The 20,038-nt window shown below is 70.9% G+C and carries 17 protein-coding genes; 4 read left to right on the top strand and 13 right to left on the bottom strand.

Going from position 1 to position 20,038, the window contains the following annotated elements:
• Positions 1 to 24: 24 nt before the first annotated feature.
• From ACGFY5_RS19470 to ACGFY5_RS19495, 6 genes are all read right to left on the bottom strand, one after another.
• Positions 25 to 630 carry a response regulator gene (locus ACGFY5_RS19470; protein ID WP_392721554.1) on the bottom strand — a complete coding sequence of 202 codons (606 nt, stop codon included), beginning with the start codon at positions 628 to 630 and terminating at the stop codon, positions 25 to 27.
• On the bottom strand, positions 627 to 1,862 hold the full coding sequence (locus ACGFY5_RS19475; protein WP_392721557.1) for a sensor histidine kinase: 1,236 nt from the start codon (positions 1,860 to 1,862) through the stop codon (positions 627 to 629). The genes ACGFY5_RS19470 and ACGFY5_RS19475 overlap by 4 nt, the downstream gene beginning before the upstream one ends.
• Before the next feature lie 7 nt (positions 1,863 to 1,869).
• Positions 1,870 to 2,622, bottom strand: coding sequence for an ABC transporter permease (locus ACGFY5_RS19480; protein WP_392721559.1), 753 nt, complete (start codon positions 2,620 to 2,622; stop codon positions 1,870 to 1,872).
• Positions 2,619 to 3,551 (bottom strand): ABC transporter ATP-binding protein, encoded by a 933-nt coding sequence (locus tag ACGFY5_RS19485; RefSeq protein ID WP_392721561.1) that lies wholly within the window; start codon positions 3,549 to 3,551, stop codon positions 2,619 to 2,621. Before ACGFY5_RS19485 ends, ACGFY5_RS19480 begins: the two co-directional genes overlap by 4 nt.
• Positions 3,548 to 3,787: a hypothetical protein gene (locus ACGFY5_RS19490; protein ID WP_392721563.1), complete on the bottom strand. Its 240-nt coding sequence runs from the start codon at positions 3,785 to 3,787 to the stop codon at positions 3,548 to 3,550. The genes ACGFY5_RS19485 and ACGFY5_RS19490 overlap by 4 nt, the downstream gene beginning before the upstream one ends.
• Positions 3,788 to 3,876: 89 nt before the next feature.
• A complete protein-coding gene (locus ACGFY5_RS19495; RefSeq protein ID WP_392721565.1) occupies positions 3,877 to 4,767 on the bottom strand; it encodes a neutral zinc metallopeptidase in 891 nt (296 codons plus the stop codon).
• A 190-nt stretch (positions 4,768 to 4,957) separates the two neighbouring features.
• On the opposite strand from ACGFY5_RS19495, the gene ACGFY5_RS19500 reads away from it, so the two are divergent.
• On the top strand, positions 4,958 to 6,559 hold the full coding sequence (locus ACGFY5_RS19500) for an ABC-F family ATP-binding cassette domain-containing protein (protein WP_392721567.1): 1,602 nt from the start codon (positions 4,958 to 4,960) through the stop codon (positions 6,557 to 6,559).
• A gap of 97 nt (positions 6,560 to 6,656) precedes the next feature.
• Here ACGFY5_RS19500 and ACGFY5_RS19505 read toward each other — a convergent pair whose 3' ends face one another.
• The 3 genes from ACGFY5_RS19505 to ACGFY5_RS19515 form a co-directional block, all read right to left on the bottom strand.
• Positions 6,657 to 7,301 (bottom strand): hypothetical protein, encoded by a 645-nt coding sequence (locus ACGFY5_RS19505; RefSeq protein WP_392721569.1) that lies wholly within the window; start codon positions 7,299 to 7,301, stop codon positions 6,657 to 6,659.
• 224 nt (positions 7,302 to 7,525) lie between these two features.
• The gene (locus ACGFY5_RS19510) at positions 7,526 to 8,752 is read right to left on the bottom strand and encodes a hypothetical protein (protein ID WP_392721570.1); all 1,227 of its coding nucleotides are present in this window, start codon (positions 8,750 to 8,752) and stop codon (positions 7,526 to 7,528) included.
• 107 nt (positions 8,753 to 8,859) lie between these two features.
• Complete coding sequence (locus ACGFY5_RS19515; RefSeq protein ID WP_392721572.1) at positions 8,860 to 11,175, bottom strand: hypothetical protein; 2,316 nt, start codon at positions 11,173 to 11,175, stop codon at positions 8,860 to 8,862.
• Positions 11,176 to 11,321: 146 nt separating this feature from the next.
• Between ACGFY5_RS19515 and ACGFY5_RS19520 the strand changes: the two genes are divergently transcribed.
• Positions 11,322 to 12,011 (top strand): enoyl-CoA hydratase/isomerase family protein, encoded by a 690-nt coding sequence (locus ACGFY5_RS19520; RefSeq protein ID WP_392721574.1) that lies wholly within the window; start codon positions 11,322 to 11,324, stop codon positions 12,009 to 12,011.
• A 161-nt stretch (positions 12,012 to 12,172) separates the two neighbouring features.
• On the opposite strand, the gene ACGFY5_RS19525 is transcribed toward ACGFY5_RS19520, so the two are convergent.
• Positions 12,173 to 12,961, bottom strand: coding sequence for an exodeoxyribonuclease III (locus ACGFY5_RS19525; protein ID WP_392721576.1), 789 nt, complete (start codon positions 12,959 to 12,961; stop codon positions 12,173 to 12,175).
• A gap of 92 nt (positions 12,962 to 13,053) precedes the next feature.
• On the opposite strand from ACGFY5_RS19525, the gene ACGFY5_RS19530 reads away from it, so the two are divergent.
• A complete protein-coding gene (locus ACGFY5_RS19530) occupies positions 13,054 to 14,931 on the top strand; it encodes an ABC transporter ATP-binding protein (RefSeq protein ID WP_392721578.1) in 1,878 nt (625 codons plus the stop codon).
• Here ACGFY5_RS19530 and ACGFY5_RS19535 read toward each other — a convergent pair.
• The 3 genes from ACGFY5_RS19535 to ACGFY5_RS19545 all read right to left on the bottom strand — a co-directional run bounded on the left by ACGFY5_RS19535 (position 14,894) and on the right by ACGFY5_RS19545 (position 19,032).
• On the bottom strand, positions 14,894 to 17,173 hold the full coding sequence (locus ACGFY5_RS19535) for a bifunctional polysaccharide deacetylase/glycosyltransferase family 2 protein (protein WP_392721580.1): 2,280 nt from the start codon (positions 17,171 to 17,173) through the stop codon (positions 14,894 to 14,896). The genes ACGFY5_RS19530 and ACGFY5_RS19535 overlap by 38 nt on opposite strands.
• 53 nt (positions 17,174 to 17,226) lie before the next feature.
• A complete protein-coding gene (locus ACGFY5_RS19540) occupies positions 17,227 to 17,454 on the bottom strand; it encodes a hypothetical protein (RefSeq protein ID WP_392721581.1) in 228 nt (75 codons plus the stop codon).
• 216 nt (positions 17,455 to 17,670) lie between these two features.
• Positions 17,671 to 19,032 carry a peptidoglycan-binding protein gene (locus ACGFY5_RS19545; RefSeq protein ID WP_392721583.1) on the bottom strand — a complete coding sequence of 454 codons (1,362 nt, stop codon included), beginning with the start codon at positions 19,030 to 19,032 and terminating at the stop codon, positions 17,671 to 17,673.
• A gap of 269 nt (positions 19,033 to 19,301) precedes the next feature.
• On the opposite strand from ACGFY5_RS19545, the gene ACGFY5_RS19550 reads away from it, so the two are divergent.
• Positions 19,302 to 20,018, top strand: coding sequence for a class I SAM-dependent methyltransferase (locus ACGFY5_RS19550; RefSeq protein ID WP_392721586.1), 717 nt, complete (start codon positions 19,302 to 19,304; stop codon positions 20,016 to 20,018).
• The last annotated feature ends 20 nt before the right edge of the window (positions 20,019 to 20,038 follow it).

Raw genomic sequence — 20,038 nt, forward strand, 5'->3', positions numbered from 1 at the left:
ATAAGGTCGCAGGTGATGTAAGCGTCAGATCCAGCCCGAGCGTCGGGCGGCGGCGACCGCCTCGTGGCGGTTGTGGGCGCCGAGCTTGCCGGTCGCCGACGAGAGGTGGTTGCGCACGGTGCCCGGGGAGAGCGAGATCCGCACCGCGATCTCCTCGACCGTCGCGCCGTCCGCGGCGAGTTCCAGGACGTCGGCCTCGCGGGGTGTCAGCGGGCTCGCGCCGGCTGCGATCGCGTCCGCGGCGAGCTCCGGATCGACGTACCGGCCGCCACCGGCGACCGTGCGGATCGCGGCGGCGAGCACCGAGCCGGACGACGTCTTCGGCAGGAAGCCGCGCACGCCGATCTCCAGTGCGCGCTTGAGGTAACCGGGGCGGCCGTGGCTGGTCAGCACCATCGTCGCGCAGCCCGGGACGTCGGCGTGGATCTGTGCGGCCGCGGCGAGCCCGTCGGCACCGGGCATCTGCAGGTCGAGCACCGCCACGTCGGGCAGCTCCTTGCGTGCCATCGCGATCGCCTCGGTGCCGGACGCGGCCTGCGCCACGATCAGCAGGTCGTCCTGCAGGTCCAGCAGCCCGGCGATCGCACTACGCACCAGGTTCTCGTCGTCGGCCAACAACACCCGGATCATGCCGACACCTCCCGCTCACCCTCGGCCACCGAGCCGCCGGCGCCCGCGCCCGAGCCGTCGGCTCCCGCGCCGCTGCCCGCCCGCCCGATCGGGAGCTCGGCGGTGAGGACGAACGAGCCTTCGCGCTGTTCGAAGGAGAGCGAACCCCCGAGCGGGCGGAGGCGCTCGGCGAGCCCGACCAGCCCCGAGCCCTGCCCGAGCGGCCCCGAAGCGCCGTCGTTCTCCATCCGCACCCGCACCGTGCCCCCTTCTTCCCGCACCTCGATCCGGCACAGCGTGGCCGTCGAGTGCCGCACCACGTTCGTCACGCCTTCCCGCACCACCCACGCCGTCGCGGTCCGGACGTCGTCCGGCAACACCCCGACCTCGGCGCTGACCTTGCTCGTCACCCCTGCCGACCGGAGCAGCGCCGCCGACCCCTCGAGCTCGGTCCGCAGATCGATCGCCCGGTACCCGCGAACCGCCTCCCGGACCTGACGCAGCGAGTCCTGCGCGATCGTCCGCACCTCCTCGGCCCGCTCCGCGGCTTCCGGGCGTCCGCGCCGGGCCAGCTCGGCGACCAGGTCACTGGTGACAGCGATCGCCGACAGGTCCCGCCCGACGATGTCGTGCAGATCGCGGGCGAAGCGCAACCGCTCCTCGGCGACCGCGAGTTCCGCCCGCGTCCGATCCGCGTCCGCCAGCCGCCGGACGAGGTTCACCAGCCAGATCGACAGCTGCGCCGCGACCGCCACCGTGAACAGCAAGAACGACATCTGGACGATCAGCGCGACGAGAAGCGGTGGCTGGTCCAGCACCGCCGACTGGAGCGCGATCGCACCGACCATCCCCAGGCCGATCGGCACGTAGTACCGCGCTCCCAGCGCCCCGAACGGGGCGATCGCGAACGCGGCGATCAGCAGGAGGCCGACGCCGCGGGCGTCCCCGATCGGGAGCAGCGCCACGACCACCGCCGAGATCAGCGTGGCCGTGGCGAGGAGCGCGACATAGGTGCGGGTCAACGGCCTGCCGAGGATCTGCCGGTCGACGATGAACGCGGAGACCACGGACATGCCCAGCACGGCGGCGGTGAGCCCCAGCACCACCGGCTCCGGGAGCTCGTTCGACCGCACGGAGGGCACCGACAGGATGACGAGCGGCCCGATCAGCAGCAACGGGAGCAGGGAACCGCGCGTGTACAGCGTCACCCGGCCGAGATCGTCGGTTTCCCGCCACCATCGCCCTACGCTCATGCCCCGATCATGCCCGGGGCGACCAGCGGAACGAGGCTCGCACCAGCAGAGACCCGAGCACGATCCAGCCCAGCACGATGCCGATCTGCCCGGCCGTCCCCGCCAGGTCGCCCTCACCGAGCCAGCCGTTGCGCGTCAGCTCGAGCACCGGCGCGAGCGGAGTGAACTCGCAGATCCGGGCCAGCGTCGAGGGCATCACGTCCAGCGGAACCGCCAGACCCGCACCGAACAGGAACAGCGCGAGCACCGGCAGGCTGGTGATCTGCACCGACTCGACGGTCCGCGAGATCACCGCGGTGAGCAGCCCGACGATCGCCAGCATCACCGCGCCCAGCACCACCGCCACCAGGACGACGAGCGGGTTCGACGGTGCGGGCAGGTCCAGCACCAGGGCACCGACCACCGCGAACAACACCACCTGGGCGAGCGCGACCACCGTGCCGGGCAGCGCGAGCGCGCCCAGGATCTCAGCGTCGCCGGCCTCACCGGTGCGCAGCCGTTGCAACACGCCTTCTTCCCGGCGCGCGACCGACGCGCTCAGCACCGTGTAGTAGACGACGAACAGCAGCACCATGCCGGTGAACAGGCTCACCATGTCCGCGGCGGCTTCGTCGTCCATCCGCCCGTCCTGAGCGCTCGCGAGCGCGGCGACGAGCCCCAGCGGCACCAGCACGGCGGTGAACAGCAGCGTCTTGTTGCGGCGCAGCAGCAGTACCTCGGCGCGCCCCAGTGAATAGGTGCGAGTCAGCGCGGCAGTCATCGGACAGCTCCCTCGAGCTCGTGGGCGGCGGGTTCGTCGGCGCGGGCCACTGCCAGGAACGCGGTCTCCAGCGACGCGGGCGTGGCGCGCAGTTCGGGCAGCGCGAGACCGTCGTCCTCGGCCCACCGCAGCACGCGGCTGAGCGTCCGCTGCAGGTTGCCGGTGCGGATGACGACGTGCCTGCCTTCGGTCTCGACGGCCTCGCCACCATCGAGGACGCCGGCCGGAGGCCGGCCGACCGCCGAACCCCAGCGGATCTCCGCGCGGTAGGTGCCGACGACCTCGTCGAGCGTTCCCTCGGTGACGATGCGGCCGCGGTGGAGGATCGCGAGCGCGTCGGAGAGCTCCTCGGCCTCCTCCAGATGGTGCGTGGTGAGCAGCACCGCGGTGCCGTTGTCGACCAGTTCGCGGATCAGCGTCCAGATCCGGCGGCGACTCTCCGCGTCGAGCCCGGTCGTCGGCTCGTCCAGCATGAGCAGTTCGGGACGGCCGAGCAGTGCGATCGCGAGGTCCAGGCGACGGCGTTCACCGCCGGAGAGGCTCTTGATCGGCACGTCGACGCGCTCGACCAGGTCGACGGCCTCGATCGCCTCGGTGGCCGGACGGGGTGCACGCATCGTGCCGGCCCACATCCGCACGGCCTCGGAGACGGTCAGTTCGCCGGGTAAGCCGCCCGACTGCAGGACGACGCCAGTGCGGTGCCGGATCGCGCGGCGCTCCCGGATCGGGTCGTGACCGAGTACCCGGACGGTCCCGCTGGTCGGCGCGGCGAGCCCCGCGATGACGTCCATCGTGGAGGTCTTGCCGGCGCCGTTCGTACCGAGCAGGCCGAACACCTGCCCGGGTTGCACGGAGAAGCTGATGCCGCGGACGGCCTCGGCGCCGGACTTGTAGGTACGGGTCAGGTCGCGGACGTCGACGGCACTCATCGCGGGCCCGCCTTCGCGGAGGCCTGCTTGCGAGCGGACAGCACGAGGCGGATCGCCAGGTAGGCGGCGACCACGATGCTGAAGACCGTCAGGAACCCCTGGTTGTCCACGAAGATCCACGCCACGCCGAGGATGATCAGCGTGGAGACGGTGACCGCCAGTTCCCGGCGGACGGTCGGTGCCGAGGTGAACGACATCGAGTCGGCTACGAAGTTCGACAGCGCGTTGTTGGCCATGACTCAAGCCTGGAGCCGGTCGGAGCCTCGAACCTGTGCGCCGCTACACGAGGTTTCGGGTGGGCCTCACGGCCCACCCATGACGAACCTCACGCCTGCTTGAGCGTGTTGCACGACTGCGGGTCACCGCTGTTGCGGCCGACGTCGAACCACTGCTCGCGCTGGGCAGCCGAGCCGTGCGTCCACGTCTCGGGGTTCACCTGGCCACCCGCCTGCTCCTGGATGCGGTCGTCACCGACGGCCTCGGCGGCGCCGATCGCGGACTTGATGTCCTCCTGCGAGACACCCTCGATCAGGCTCTGCGCACCGCCCGTGGCGTTCGCGGTCCACACCCCGGCGTAGCAGTCGGCCTGCAGCTCCAGCGCGATCGAGTACTGGTTCTCCTTGGTCGGGTTCTGCTGCTGCAGCTTGCGGATCTCGCTCTCGAAGCCGCTCAGGTACTGGATGTGGTGACCGAACTCGTGCGCCAGCACGTACGCCTGGGCGAACTCGCCGGGCGCGCCGAAGCGCTGCGCCAGTTCGTCGTAGAACCCGAGATCGATGTAGATGCGCTGGTCACCGGGGCAGTAGAACGGCCCGACGGCGGACGTGGCGTTGCCGCACGCGGTATTGACGGACTGCGTGAAGAACCGCAGTTTCGGGTCCTGATACTGCGCGTCGAGCGCCTTGGTGCCGTCGGTGGCCCAGTAGTCACGCAGGTCGTCGAAGACCGCGACCTGCCGGCACTGGACGAGCTCGAACCGCTGCTGGTTGCTCGTCGCGCACTCCTGCGCGAGGTTCGCCGAGCTGCTGGGCGCCGGGCTCGACGACGAGTCGCTGCCGAGCGTGTTGTAGCCGAGCAGGGCGAGCACCACAGTGACGATCAGCCCCAGTGCACCACCGCCGATGACCATCGGGCCGCCGCCGAAGCCGCCTCCGCCGCCGCCCCTTGCGTCCTCGACCTGGGAGAGATCCAGGTTGGCGTCGTCGTCGAAGTCCATCGTTCGCACCGTCCTAGGCGAAGCGGTCCTAACCACCGCCGATCCGGTACCCGGCCGGAGGCGGTGCCAACCTACCGGGATCACTGCCTCCGAATTCGTTCGGGGCGGCCGGGTAGAATGGTTCTGTGCGCTCGTAGACCGACCCTCGCCTTGTGTCCGTCCGGCCCGTCCGTCTGCGAGGAATAGTTCAGTGATCACCGTTACCGGCCTCGAGCTGCGCGCGGGTGCGCGCATCCTGCTCTCCGACACCACGCTGCGCGTCCAGCCGGGTGACCGGATCGGCCTGGTGGGGCGCAACGGCGCCGGTAAGACGACGACGCTCAAGGTGCTGGCCGGCGAGGGCCTCCCGTACGCGGGCGAGGTCAGCCGACGCGGTGAGGTGGGCTACCTCCCGCAGGATCCCCGTACCGGCGACCTCGACGTCACCGCCCGCGACCGTGTTCTCTCCGCCCGCGGGCTCGACGTCCTGCTGCACGACATGGACAAGGTGCAGGTCGCGATGGCCGAGGCCGTCACCGACAACGACCGCGACAAGCTGGTCCGCCGGTACGGCCGCCTGGAGGACCAGTTCGCGGCACTCGGTGGTTACGCCGCCGAGAGCGACGCCGCCCGCATCTGCGCGAACCTGGGCCTGCCCGACCGGGTGCTCGGTCAGCCGCTCCGCACGCTGTCCGGTGGTCAGCGCCGCCGCGTCGAACTGGCTCGGATTCTGTTTTCCGACGCCGAGACGCTGCTGTTGGACGAGCCGACCAACCACCTCGACGCCGACTCCATCACCTGGCTGCGCGACTACCTCAAGGGCCACAAGAGCGGCCTGATCGTCATCTCGCACGACGGCGACCTGCTCGACGCCGTCGTCAACAAAGTTTGGTATCTGGACGCCAACCGCGCCGAGGTGGACCAGTACAACCTCGGATGGAAGGCCTATCACGCGCAGCGTGAGGCCGACGAGCGGCGCCGCAAGCGCGAGCGCGCCAACGCCGAGAAGAAGGCCGGCGCGCTGATGACCCAGGCCGACAAGATGCGCGCGAAGGCCACCAAGGCCACCGCCGCCCAGAACATGGCGAAGCGGGCCGAGAAGCTGCTGGCGGGGCTCGCCGAGGAGCGGGTCTCCGACAAGGTCGCGAAGGTGCGGTTCCCCACGCCCGCGCCCTGCGGGCGCACTCCGCTCACGGCGTCCGGGCTCTCCAAGAGCTACGGATCCCTCGAGATCTTCACCGACGTCGATCTGGCTGTCGACCGGGGCACGCGCGTCGTGGTCCTCGGGCTGAACGGCGCCGGGAAGACGACGCTGCTGCGCCTGCTCTCGGGGATGGAGCAGCCCGACACCGGCTCCGTGGAGCCCGGGCACGGGTTGAAGATGGGGTACTACGCCCAGGAGCACGAGACGCTCGACACGGAGCGCACGGTGCTGGAGAACATGCGGTCGGCGTCGCCCGACAGTTCCGACGGTGAAATCCGGCGGTTGCTCGGTGCGTTCCTGTTCTCGGGGGACGACGTCGACAAGCCGGCCGGGGTGCTGTCGGGCGGCGAGAAGACGCGGCTGGCGCTCGCCGGGCTGGTGAGTTCGGCGGCGAACGTCCTGCTGCTCGACGAGCCGACGAACAACCTCGACCCGGCGAGCCGGATCCAGGTGCTGGACGCGCTGACCACGTACACAGGGGCTGTGGTGCTGGTGACGCACGACCCGGGGGCGGTCGAGGCGTTGAAGCCGGAGAAGGTGATCCTGCTGCCCGATGGGGTGGAGGACAACTGGTCGGACGATTTGATGGAACTGGTGTCGTTGGCCTGATCGGTTCCTTCTCACGACGAAGGGCCTCACCCCCGCGGGGGTGAGGCCCTTCGTCGTGTGGGTTGTCGCCCGGCTCTGACGGGTGGTCGGTGTGGCTCTACGGAGTCGTGGCGCCTGCTCCCGTTCCGGGGGCGTCGTTGGCGCCCGCTCCCGTGCCCGGGGCGTCGTTGGCGCCTGCTCCGGTGCCCGGGGCGTCGTTGGTGACGCCGGAGGGCGCTGTGGACGGCGCAGGGGCGGTCGTGGGGGCCGTGGTGGGTGCCGTGGTCGTCGGAGCCGCCGTGGGTGCCGTGGTGGGGGCGGTCGTCGGTGCGGTCGTCGGGTCGTTCGCGACCGGCTGGGTGCTCGGGGTGACGACGGCCTTCGTCGGCGACGGCTTGACCGTCGCAGTGGCGCGCGGCTCGACGCTACGGGCGGTGACCGGCTGCTGACTGCTCGTCTCGGACGAGGTGGTGGCCTTCTTGGACGCGGCCGGCGACGTGGTGGGCTCGGCCGAGGCATCGGTTCCGACGGCCCGCTGACCGTCGGGGAACAGGGTGTTCAACCCGACCGAGCTGCCGGTGAAGAGGCTGAAGGCTAAGAGTCCGATGTAGAGCAGGCAGGCGCTGGAGACGACCACACCCACGAAGCGGACTCGACGGCGGCGACGGCCGGTGGTGTCGAGGAAGACCGGGGCGTTGGAGCTGAGTTCGTCACTGATCGGTTCGAGACGCTGAGTGACGTCGGAGGGGGCGACAGGGTTCACGGATTCGACAGTAATGACTGATTAGAGCTTGTTGAGCTCACTGTCAGTAAGGGGTAGTAAGGGTGGTATACGGACAAAGTCACCGCCCAATTGAGGCTTAGATCGGACAAATCCGAGATGGGGTAACGAGTTTGGCTATCAGGTAACTCACAGTTCATTTGTGTCGGGTGTGTGACACATAGTTACTATGAGTGACCGGCCATATGCGAGGGGTGAAATTGGGCTCACGAGGTCCAGGGGAACAGGGTGTCGAGGAGGTCCTCGACGATGCCGCCGTCGCTGGCGGAGGGGGCGGCACTGGCCGGTGTGGACGGGTTCGCCGGCGCGGGGTTCGTGGGTCCGGAGTTCGCCGGGGCCGGCGGGGTGCTGGGGTTCGCGGATGCCTGGGCCGGGCTGGGCTTCGCGGATGCCGCAGGGGTGTTCTGAGCGCCGGCTTTTCGGGGTGTCGCTTGTGAGGTGGTGGCCGCGCTGGGTCGCGCGGGGTCGGGTTGCGCGGCGGGGGCCTGCCCGACGGGGGCGCCGGTGCGGGGGATAGCTGCCTGCTCGCTGGCGACCGGCGCACCGGTCGCGGCGGGGGAGTGGCCTTCCGGCCGGTACTCCGGCGAAGCCAAGGACTGCGTGCTGTGACCGGACAGCAGGCTCAACACCAGCACCGTGGCATAGGTGAGACCAGCGAGGCTCACCAGCCACAGCAACGCCCGCAACCGCCGTCGCCGACGCCCGGTGGTGTCGAGGAAGACCGGTAACGCCTCATCTCCGATCCGCCGCAAAGCCTGCGTATCGGCAGTCGGATTGACCTCCACCTCCGCAGGTCCCGCCCCCACGCCACGCGCCTCCGCGCCGGCGGACTCGCCAGCCACGCCACGCGACTCCGCGCCGGCGGGTTCCGCATCGGTGTCGCGCGTCTCCGCGCCGGTGGAGTCGCCATCCGTGCCGCGCGCCTTCGCGCCGGTGGAGTCGCCATCCGTGCCGCGCGCCTTCGCGCCGGTGGAGTCGCCATCCGTGCCGCGCGCTTTCGCGCCAGCGGGGTCCGCATCGGTGACGCGCGTCTCCGCGGTCGCGGGCCTCGCGTCGGCGTCCGACGCCGTCGCGCCCGCGGGGTCTGCGTCTGTGTCGCGTGCCGTCGCGTTCGCGAGCCTCGCGTCCGTGCCTAACGCCTTCGCGCCGTGCGCCGCTGCGCTCGGTTCTGGTGCGTCCGAGGGCTGGGTCAGCGCGTCCACGCTCTGCGCACGCGCGGCCGGGGTGTGGGGTGTGGGCGTCGGGCCCGTGATCGTGAAGCGGGCTTGGATGCCTGCGGCGGATGCGGGCGTGGCGTCCTCGCGGGGCGCGCCACGCGGGGGCGGGGTGGGGGTGGGTTGCTGCGCTTCGTCAGGTCTGGTCGACTTCGGAATCGAAGGGGTCCAGAACGCCGGAGCGACGCCTGTGGTGTCGTCGGTAGGGACGAGAGGCATGCCCCCAGGCTATGCGTTCCCGAACGTTCTCAACCAACCCCGTACCCTGAAATGTCCCACTTATCGACAACTTCCACTGGGGGCAATAACAATGCCCCCAGCAGAATTCACCCGTTGTTTCCGCCGCCGCGCCGCGGGTTCTCCGACGCGGTCGGGTCGCCCGGCGTGCCTTCGCTCGCCTCGGGAGACGTGCTGCGAGTGCGCGTCCGAGTTGGAGCAGCCTCAGTCGGCTCGGGCTCCTCTTCCTCCTCCGTCGCAGCAGGTGGCGGGGCCGCGGCCGACGGAGTGGGATCGGTCGCCTGAGTCTTCCGGGTAGCCACCGGCGCGGGCGCCGCCGCGGAGGCCGACGCAGACGGCCGCGCCTTCGCCGGCGCGGACGTCACCGACACGGACGGCGACGGAGTTTTCTCGTCCTTCTCGCCGATCGTGCTCTTCATGACGTCCGGCCCCGCGACGAGGCTGACGATGATGCCGATCAGGAACAGCAGCGCGATGATGCCGATGAGGCGGAACAGCAGCTTGAGGCGCTTCTGCCGCTTACCGCTGCTGTCGACGAAGACCGGGCGCAGGTCGTCGGGCCGGTTGAACATCTGCGTGGCCTGGTCGTCGCTGCCGGCCGGCAGACCCTCGATCAGCGGCATCTCTTCCGGGCGCCGGATCATCTGGGTGGCGGCGTCGTTGGCGGGTGGGCCGCCGACCCGGGTCGCGCCGAGGCCTGCCGCGCCGAGGCCTGCCGCGCCGAGGCCTGCCGCGCCGAGGCCTGCCGCGCCAAGGCCCGCCGCTCCGCCGTGGCCGGGCGGCGGGGGGCCGCCCGCGGCGCCCGAGGACGGCCGCGGGATGAACATCTGCGTGGCCTGGTCGTCCTCGTCGCGTAACGCGCGGTCGAGAGGGGACCGGTCCGTGGCCTTGGGGAGGATCATCGTCGACTCGGAGTCGATCTCCGGCGGGGGGACCGGGATGTCGCGGCGCGGCGGCGGACCGTCGGCCGGCGGGCGTGCGGCCGGGATCGGCCGGGTTTCCGGGCCGGACGGGGGCGCGTCGCGGCGGTTCAGGGCCGGGAGGCCCAGGTCCTCCGGGCGGACGCGCCTCGTTGCCTGCTCCGGCTCGTCGTCGTAGCCACCCCGGCCACGGCCCCGGTCGTCGTACCCACCCCGATCGTCGTACGCGGCCCGGTCGCGGTCCCGCCCCCGGTCGCCGTACTCGTCCCGACGCCCCCGCCCGCGGTCGTCGTACCCGCCCCGGTCGTCGTACCCGCCCCGCTCGTCCCGACCCCGATCGTCTCGACCCCGATCGTCTCGACCCCGATCGTCTCGACCACGCCCGTCCCGCGCACCGAGGTCGTCGCGCGCGCCACGCCCGTCGCGGGCACCGAGGTCGTCCCGGCCACCACGATCGTCGCGGGCCCCGCGTCCGTCACGGCCCCCGAGATCATCGCGGCCACCGCGGTCATCGCGGCCGCCTCGATCGTCGAAGCCACCGCGGTCATCGCGCGAGCCGCGTCCGTCACGGCCACCGAATTCGTCGCGTCCGCCCCTGTCGTCGCGGCTACCGCGGTCGTCGCGTCCCGCACGGTCGTCGCGTCCGCCGCGGTCGTCGAAGCGGGCCCGCTCCTCGTACCCGCCGCCGTCGTACCCGCGGTCGTCGCGGCCGGACCGGTCACCGCGCCCGGAGCGCTCGTCGCGTCCGCCGCGGTCGTAACCCGCGCCGTCGTACCCGCGGTCGTCGAAGCTGGGGCGGTCGTCGCGCGAGCTGCCGCGGTCGTCGCGGGCGGAGCGGTCGTCGTAGCCACCGCGCTCGTCGCGTCCGCCGCGGTCGTCATAGCGGGCCTGCTCGTCGTACGGAGCCCGCTCCTCGCGCGCACCACCCCGCTCGTCGCGGGAAGCCCTGTCGTCGCGCCCACCGCGCTCGTCGCGCGCGCTGCGGTCATCGCGTCCGACGCGGTCGCTGCCGCCGCGTTCGTCGTAGCCGCCCCGGTCAGCGGCGCCCCGCTCGGTGCCGATGCGGTCGGTGGCGCCCCGGTCGCTGCCCATGCGGTCACTACCGGCGCGGTCGCCGGCGATGCGGTCGTCTCGGCCGGCGCGGTCGTCGAAGGTGTTGCGGTCGGTGGCGGGACGGTCGTCGCGGGAGGGGCGGACGGGTCGCTCGTCGTACCGGTCGTCCCCGCGACGGCCGGTGTCGGAACGGCGGTCACCGTAGCCCTCGTCGTCGTAACGGTCGCGGGACTGGCGCGGCGGGGCGGGCGGGCCCGGCGGAAGGGGCGGCTGACGGGTTGGCTCGGAGCCGGAACGGCCACGCGGACGGTACGCGTCACCCTCGGACGAACGCGGCTGACGGTAGGCCGTCGCATCAGCGTCCGCACCGCGGGGAAGGTCGTACATCCCACCGCTGGAGCGGGCGTCGTCATACCGATAGCCGGGAGCCATGGCTTTCAGGGTAAAGCGTTCGGTGTGTGACTCACGATCTGGAGGTGACAGTTCAGTCCGTTCGGACACCTAACCGGCAACGTTCGCTCATCCTTGACGGTGCGTAGTCTCGATCCGAACAGGTGCGATCGGGTGGGGTGAGCTGGGTGGACGTCGATCGGCAGGGCGTTCTGACCGTTGTCGTGGGCAACGTCTGCCGATGGGACGGAAACGCGGTTTCGGCGCTGGAAGCGCTCGCTGCCACCGGTCGAGGGCTGTCCGGGGACGTTCGGGTGGTGGTGGTGGAGCTCGAGGGGTCGGTTGCCGCGAGTGATGATTCCGTTGCGGGGAGTGTTCTCAGTGGTCTGTCCGAAGAGGAGTGCGACGCGGTCCTCGCGAGTTTCCAGGACGCGGTGGCGTGGTTCAGGCGGGCCGACACGGTGACCGTGGCCACCGCACGGGGTCGGCTCAGCGGGCCGGCCGTCGAACTCGCCCTCCTGTGCGACCTGCGTCTGGTGGCACATGATGCGTCGTTCGCACTCAGCGACCCGCCACTGCTGGGGGTGACCAGTCGTCTCGCCGCCCTGATCGGGGCCGGCCGAGCGGCCGAACTCGCGCTCACCGGCCGGTCCGTGGCCGCGGCCGAGGCCGAGCGTCTTGGGCTGGCGACCCGCGTGGTCCCCGGCTCGGACCTTCCCGCCGCCACCGACGAGCTGGTCGCCGGCCTCCTGGCCACCGACCGCGCCACCCTCACCGAAACCAAAGCCCTCTACGCGCACCTGCGCGCCCCCCGCGACCAAGCCGCCGCCGAACGCGAATCCTTCGCCCGCCTGACCCGCCCCTCCGCCGCGGACTGACCTGCGACGGCTGCGCCCCACGCCGGCCCGCACCCCGCACCGCCCCGCGGCGTCCGCCCCGCCCCGGGCCTCGCCCCCGGGCCGTGCCCCCGTGCCCCGGGCGGTGCCCCGTGCCCCGGGCGGTGCCCCGTGCCCCGGGCCGTGCCCGGGCCGTGCCCGGGCTACGACGCCGGGAGCGGTGTGGAGACGTCGACTACTACCGGCGCGTGGTCCGACGGGCCCTTGCCCTTGCGAGCGTTCCGGTCCACGTACGCGTCGGTCACCGCGGCCGCCAGCGTGGCGTCGGCGTAGAACAGATCGATGCGCATGCCCTTGTTGTTGGGGAACGCGCCCGCGCGGTAGTCCCAGTACGTGAACGGGTGGTCGTACTTCAGCGGACGCGGGAACACGTCGACCAGACCGGCCTCCCGGAGCGAGGCCAGCGCTGCCCGCTCGGGCGGAGTGACGTGCGTGGACTCCACGAACAGGGCCGGATCCCACACGTCGTCGTCCGTGGGAGCGACGTTGAAGTCACCGGTCACCACGAACGGCCCAGCGCCGAGCTCAGTGGCCACCGTCCGCTGCAAAGCCGCAAACCACGCCAACTTGTACTCGTAATGCGGATTAGTAGGCTCCCGCCCGTTCGGCACGTAGATCGACCACACCCGCACCCCGCCACAGGTCGCCCCGATAGCCCGGGTCTCCTGGTCGGGAAAACCGGGCTCGTCGACCAGTCCTCGCGTGACGTCGTCCAGCCCGACCCGCGACAGGATCGCCACCCCGTTCCACCGCCCGTTGCCGAACGCGGCCGTCTCGTACCCGAGCTCGGCCACCGCCTCGGACGGGAACGCCTCGGTCGTGGTCTTGATCTCCTGCAGGCAGAGGACGTCCGGTTTGGTCTCGGCCAACCACTCGAGCAGCCGGGGGAGCCGCGCGGTCACCGAATTCACGTTCCAAGTCGCCAGGCGCACGCGTCCCATCCTTCCAGCGCCCCCGTCCGTCGGCGATCCGGACGAAGGCCGGCGACCCGGAATCCGGCACGTGATTACAGCGTTACACGGCCATGACCCAACCGATGGCCGCGCTCGAGATGATGCGGGCACTGCGCCGTGACCGCGGTGACCAGCGCAAGCTTCCGCCCGGCACCTGGAAGCGGATCCTCGCGTTTGCGCAGCCCTACCGACGCGACATCGTCGTCTTCCTCGCCGCGACCGTCGTCTCGTCCGTGATCGCGGTCATCACACCGCTTCTCGCCGGCCGGGTCGTCGACGCGATCAGCCGGGGCGGACCCCGCAGCACCGTGGTCACCGTCGCGCTGGTCATCGCCGGTCTCGCCGTGTTCGACACGGTCCTGTCGATGGTCGGCCGCTGGTTCTCGTCGCGCATCGGCGAAGGCATCATCCTGTCGCTGCGCAGCAGCGTGTTCTCCCACGTGCAGCGCATGCCGGTCGCGTTCTTCAGCCGGACGCAGACCGGCGCGCTGGTCAGCCGCCTGAACAACGACGTGATCGGCGCGCAGCGGGCGTTCACGTCGACGCTGTCCGGAGTGGTCTCGAACGTCATCGCGCTGGTGCTGACGCTGGCCGTCATGTTGACGCTGTCCTGGCAGATCACGCTCGCCGCGCTGGTCCTCCTGCCGGTGTTCGTGCTACCCGCGCGGCGGGTCGGGCGCCGACTGGCGTCGATCACCCGCGAAGCGGCCGAGCTCAACGCGTCGATGAACACGACGATGACCGAACGCTTCAACGTCGCCGGCGCGATGCTGGTCAAGCTGTTCGGCCGTCCGGAGGACGAGGAGGAGGCGTTCAGCCGCCGCGCCGCACGGGTCCGCGACGTCGGTGTGCTCTCCGCCGTGTACTCCCGCGCATTCTTCGCCGCGTTGACGCTGGTCGCCGCACTGGCCACGGCGCTGGTCTACGGCGCGGGCGGCTGGTTGGCGCTGGCCGGGAACCTGTCCGCCGGCACCGTCGTCAGCCTGGCGTTGCTGTTGACGCGCCTCTACGGGCCGCTGACCGCGCTGTCGAACGTCCAGCTCGACGTGGCGAGCGCGCTGGTGAGCTTCGACCGGGTCTTCGAGGTGCTGGACCTGGAGCCGGCCCTCACGCCGGGCCCCGAGACGATCCCCGCGAACGCGCGCAGCGTCGAGTTCCGGAGCGTGTCGTTCAGTTACCCGGCCGCCGAGGAGGTGTCGCTGGCCTCGCTGGAGGACGTCGCGGTCCTCGACAGCGCCCCACGCACCCAGGTGCTGCACGACATCGACTTCGAGGCCCGCCCGGGCCAGCTCGTGGCGCTCGTCGGCCCTTCCGGAGCCGGGAAGACCACGATCTCGTCCCTGGTACCGCGCTTGTACGACGTCGACAGCGGAGCGGTGCTCGTCGGAGGCGTGGACGTGCGGGAGGCGACGACGGCCTCGCTGCGGGACACGGTCGGCGTCGTCACGCAGGAGGCGCACCTGTTCCACGACACGATCCGCGCCAACCTGCTGTTCGCCCGGCCGGACGCCACCGAGGAGCGGCTCTGGGACGCGCTCGACCGCGCCCGGATCGCGACCCTCGTGCGGTCGCTCCCGGACGGTCTCGACACGGTCGTGGGTGAGCGCGGCCACCGGCTCTCCGGTGGTGAGAAGCAGCGGTTGGCGATCGCCCGGCTGCTCCTCAAGGCGCCGGGCGTCGTCATCCTGGACGAGGCGACCGCCCACCTCGACGCCGATTCCGAGCGCGCCGTGCAGCAAGCCCTGGACGAGGCGCTGACCGACCGCACCGCGCTGGTGATCGCGCACCGGCTCTCCACGGTCCGCGACGCCGACCTGATCCTCGTCGTCGATCAGGGCCGCATCGTCGAACGCGGCACCCACGACTCCCTGATCGCCGCGGGCGGCCTGTACGCGTCGCTCTACGAGACGTTCAGCGGGGCACCGTCTGAACGTCTCCGGTCCGTCTGAGTTTTTGCCAGCGCAGGCGCGCACCCGTGAGCGCGGTGGTGACCGACTGGATCAGAACCACGTACATCAACTGCCGGTAGACGATCTGCTGCAGCGGAAACGCCCACAGGGGCCAGAGCGGCTCCTTGTCGAGACGGAACGCCACCACCGCGATGACCAGCTGGACGGCCAGCATGCCGAGCCAGCCCAGCACCGTGAGCGTGGTGTCGTAGTAGAGCAGGCCATAGATGAGGAAGATGTCGATCAGCGGCGCCAGCAGCGGCAGCACGACGCCGAACAGCGCCAGGAACGGCAGCCCGATCCGTCCGAAGCGGCCGGACGGCCCGCGGTCGAGGAACGCGCCGCGGTGCTTCCACATCGCCTGCATCGTGCCGTACGTCCACCGGTAGCGCTGGGTGGCGAGCTGGCCGATCGTGGCCGGGGTCTCGGTCCAGGCCCGCGCTTCCTCCTGGTAGACGACGTGCCACCCGGCCCGGCTCAGCGCCATCGTCAGGTCGGTGTCCTCGGCGAGCGTGTCGTCGCTGACGCCGCCGGCCTGCTCGAGCGCCTCGCGCCGGAACGCGCCGATCGCGCCGGGCACCGTCGGCATGCAGCGCATGATCTCGTAGGCCCGGCGGTCCACCGCGAAGCCGGTGACGTACTCGATGTGCTGCCAGCGTCCCAGCAGGCTGCGGCGGTTGCCGACCTTCACGTTCCCGGCCACCGCACCCACGGACGGGTCGGCGAACGGCCGGGTGAGCGCGCTGACCGAACCCGGCTCGAACAGCGTGTCACCGTCGACCATGACGACGATCGGGCAGTCGGTCTCCGCGGTGCCGATGTTCAGCGCGCGGGCCTTGCCGCCGTTCGCGACCCGGATGACCTTGACGTTCGGTAGTCCGAGCGCCTCCACCAGGTCCGCGGTGCGGTCGGTGGAGCCGTCGTCCACGACGACGACCTTGACCGGCACCTGGTTCCCGTCCGCGTCCCGACCCACATAGTCCGACGCGACCAGCGATCGCACCGCGGCTTCGATACCGGCGCTCTCGTTGTACGCCGGCACGACGACGGTGACCGGCAGCGTGACCGGCGTCGGGTAACCCTTCCGGCGCTTGATCAGGTGCCGCACCGTCAGCAGGAGCATCAGCGCGAGCCGGCCGATCGTCAGGACGCCGACGACGAGGATGAGCACCGTGCACCAGAGGACGAACTGGTGGGCCAGCCAGATGCCGTACAGCACCGCGCGGCCACGCAGCAGTTCGCTGCCCGTCGCGGCGCGGTGCACGGTGGCGGTGACGTTCGTGTCGCCGAAGTCGATGCCCTCGGACAGCGTCGTGAACGTGTAGCCGAGCTTCCGCATCTTCGGGATGTAGATCTCGAGCGCTGCGACGGTCTCGGCGCGGTTGCCGCCGGCGTCGTGCATGAGCACGGTCGCGCCCCGACCGTCCTCGGGCGTGGCGTTCTCGACGATCTGCTTCACGCCCGGGCGGGCCCAGTCCTCGCCGTCGACGTCCGCGACCACTGTGACGTAACCCAGCTCGCCGGCCTCCTTGATGATCGGCCAGTACGTGTTGTCGATCGCGTCGGCGGTGGAGGAGTACGGGAACCGCAGCAGCGACGTGGTGTCACCTGTTGCGCCGACCACTGCCATCTGGGTCGCCGAGTACTGCAGGCGCCGCTCCCAGGCGGGAATCGTCGACATGTCCGAGTGGGTGAACGTGTGGATTCCGATCTCGTTGCCCTCGCGGTGCACGCGCCGGGTCATCTCCGGGTCCTCGGCGATGCGTGCGCCGATCATGAAGAACGTGCCCGGGACGTCGTGCTTGTTCAGCACGTCGAGGATCTTCGCGGTCCACCGGGGGTCCGGGCCGTCGTCGAACGTCAGCGCGATCGTCTTCTCCTTCATGCGGAAGGAGGAGGTCGTGCGGCCCTGCGTCGTGTCGATGACCGGTCCGCCGTCGGTGATCTGGTGCGGCACGTCGTCCGAACTGCCGGCCTCGTGGACGGTGCTGGAGGCTCCGACCGAGGCGGTCGCGACCGCGTTCAGGAACAGGATCGCGCACAGGAAAACCAACAGAATGATGACGAGAGGCACCCGGCCGCGGTTCTTGCGCTCGCCGCGCTGGCGGTCGTGGGGGCTGGGTTTGCGGTGCCGCTTACCCCGTCGGAACCGCGTGGCCGCCGGTGGCCGCGGCTCCCCGGAGTCCGTGCCTGGGGTGGACCCGTCGGTGGTGGGGTCCTGGGGGTGGTCGGACCGGGGCATCGCAGTCCTTTGGTCGGCGGGCGGATGCTGGCCGCCACGCCAGGCCCTCCGGACTAGCCTGCGCTGGCACTCGCGGTTGCCGAGGCACTCGCGGTGGGCGTCGGCATCGCGGTGGTCAGATCCACCGACGAGCCGAACAGTCCGCTGGCCAGGACGCCCAGGTAGGCGACGACGGCGAGGCAGAGAACGACCGCGAGGAGTCGTAACCGGCGGGCACGACGTCCGGTGGAGTCGACGAAGACGGGGCCTTGAGTGACGGTGAGTAGTTCGGTGCGTTGCATGACATCAACTGTAGAAGCATCATGAACAGCACTAATCGGACTCACAGGATTAACAATTCGCCCAAAACGGCCACGTAACCGCCTCTGAATGCGGACATATCAGCACCAGTTTACCGTTAGTAGCCGCTACTCCTCGTCATTCTGGTGTTGTGCCGCTATCCGTTCGACGGGCTGATACATCCGGACGGCTCGAATTCCGCTACGGTGCGTGATTGGCTACGCGCCGAGGGCGATCCAGGTGGCGCGGTTGACCACGCCGGTGACCGGGAGGCGGTGCGTGCGCTGGAACGTCTTGACCGCGGCCTGGGTCTTGGAGGCGAAGGTTCCGGTCACCGTCGGTAGCTTGAGGCGCCGCTGCAGAGCGGTGACCGCCGCGCCCTTCGAGCCGACCTTGAGCGTCGTGTTCCGGTACTGCGCAAGCGCGTTCACCGGCTTGGCCACCGGCTTCGCGGCACCCGCCGCCGGCGTGGCCGGGCTGGCCGGGACAGCCGGCTTCGCGGTGCTGGCGGCCGGGACGGCCGGCTTGGCCGGGGTGGCGGTGGGCGTTGTGGGCTTCGTGGCGGTGGCGGGCTTGAGGGTGGTCAGGAGGACGCGCCAGGTTGCGGCGTCGACCACGCCGTTGGCGGGGAGGCCGTGCGACGACTTGAACGCGACGACGGCGGCGGTCGTCGCCGGGCCGAACGACCCGTCCGCGCTCAGACCGAGCCCGGTCTGCAGCGCCTTCACCGCGTTCCCGTTCGCACCGGCCTGCAGCTGAGCGCCAGAGAACTTCACCAGACCGGCGTACCCGGCGCTCGACCCCGCCGGAGCCGCAACCGTCGAGTAGTTCGTGCACTTGGTCGTGTTGACGCCCCGGTAGGGCGCCGCGTAATTCAGGTCCGACGTCCGGCACGGTCCGTAGTCGTTCGCCGCGACCGATCCGGTCCAGAACGACGTCCGCTTCATCGCACCGGCCCACGACAGGCTGAAGTGCACGTGGTCACGGTGGCAGGTGGTGTCCCACCCGGCCTCGGGGTGCGACGCACACGTCGAGTACGGCTTCCAGGTCTGGTTGTAGCTACCCCAGATCCGACCGTCCCAGATGATGTACATGACGCCGAGCCGGCGCGCGTTCGCGAACTTGTTACCCGCCGCGTCGGTGGCGAACAGCCAGTTCAGCACCGCGGTGGCCTGCGCGGCCTGCGACGGCTTGCGGATCGAGTTCATCCAGTCGACGGCACGGCCGTCGTAGTGCTCGCTGGTCATCGTGCCGGTGCAGCCCCGCGTGACCCCGTACGACGTGTCCGGGTACGTGGTCTTCAGCAGCGTGCCGAACGCGATCGAGCCGGGCTTGTCGACCCACTCGCAGGACGTCTGCGGCACGTACGGCGCGAGCGACTCAATACCGGCGGGGAGGCTCGCCACCGCGGCGGGCGTCTTCACCGGCGTCGCGACCGGCGCGGCGCCCGGCGTCGCACCCGGGGTGGCCGCGGCGGCGGCGACGGGGGCCGCACCGAGGCCGGTGAGCACCGACAGGGCGAGAGCGGCACCGAGGGCACGGACGCGGCGGCGAGTCGTCGAAGGCAGCGAGTTCGTCACGGATGCCTAGTCGGCGCCGAACGGTTGCACCCTGACCGGATTCATACCCGCGCACCCGCCGCGCACCGGAGTCGCTCCCGCGCGCTCCCTGAGCGGACCGCGCGCTCACTCGCGCCCACCCCGCGCGCTCACCGAGCGTCACCGGAAGTGGTTGAAACGGACACCCAGTCCTATGAGTGCCTCAAGATTTGGGATTGGGCCTGCCGCAAGGCTGCACGCTGCACTTAAGGTCCGCACAGATGTGTCGGAGCTGAAGGGGGTGGGCAGTGGTGGACGGTTACGCGGCTGCGGCGCAGTACTACGACCTGCTGCATGCCGAGCGGTCGGCCGCCAGGACCTCCGCGCTGCTCGCGGCGGCACGGAGCGAAGTCCGGAAGGGTGTTCTCGATCTGGGTGCCGGTACCGGGGCGGTGTTGGCCGCGCTGGCCGAGAACCTGCCCGAGGTGCCGATCGTGGCGGTGGAGCCGTCGGTGGGGATGCGTACCGCGCTTTACGCCCGGTTGGCCGCGGACCCCGCGTTACGGACGCGCACGACCGTGCTGTCAGAGACCGCCGAGCGGTTCGCGGTGGCCGAGTTCGCCGACCTGGCGGTGTGCCTGGACACGAGCCCCGCGTTCCCGCCCGCGTACCGGTCGGACATCTGGGAGCGGGTGCACAACGCGCTCGTCCCCGGTGGGTTGTTCCTGCTCGACGAGCCGCAGCTGACCGAACCGGCCGTGCAGCAGCCGCGTGAGGTCGGTCGGGCGACGGTCGGTGCGCACACGGTCGTCGGGTCGGTGCGGGGGGAGCCCGCCGGGCAGCGGCAGTGGTGGGAGTACCGGTACACGGTGCTCGATGCCGAGGGCGAGACGGTCTCCGAGGCCGAGACCGAGTTCTACACCTGGCCGGTGACGCCGGCGGAGCTCCGCGAGGAGCTGACGGACGCCGGCTTCAACCTCAAGGACGACCTGAACGTCGGCGGACCAGTAATCCAGGCCCGCCGCTAGTGGGCGGGCTCCAGGTCGGA

This window comes from Cryptosporangium sp. NPDC048952 (genome assembly GCF_043197895.1).
Classification (GTDB): Bacteria; Actinomycetota; Actinomycetes; order Mycobacteriales; family Cryptosporangiaceae; genus Cryptosporangium.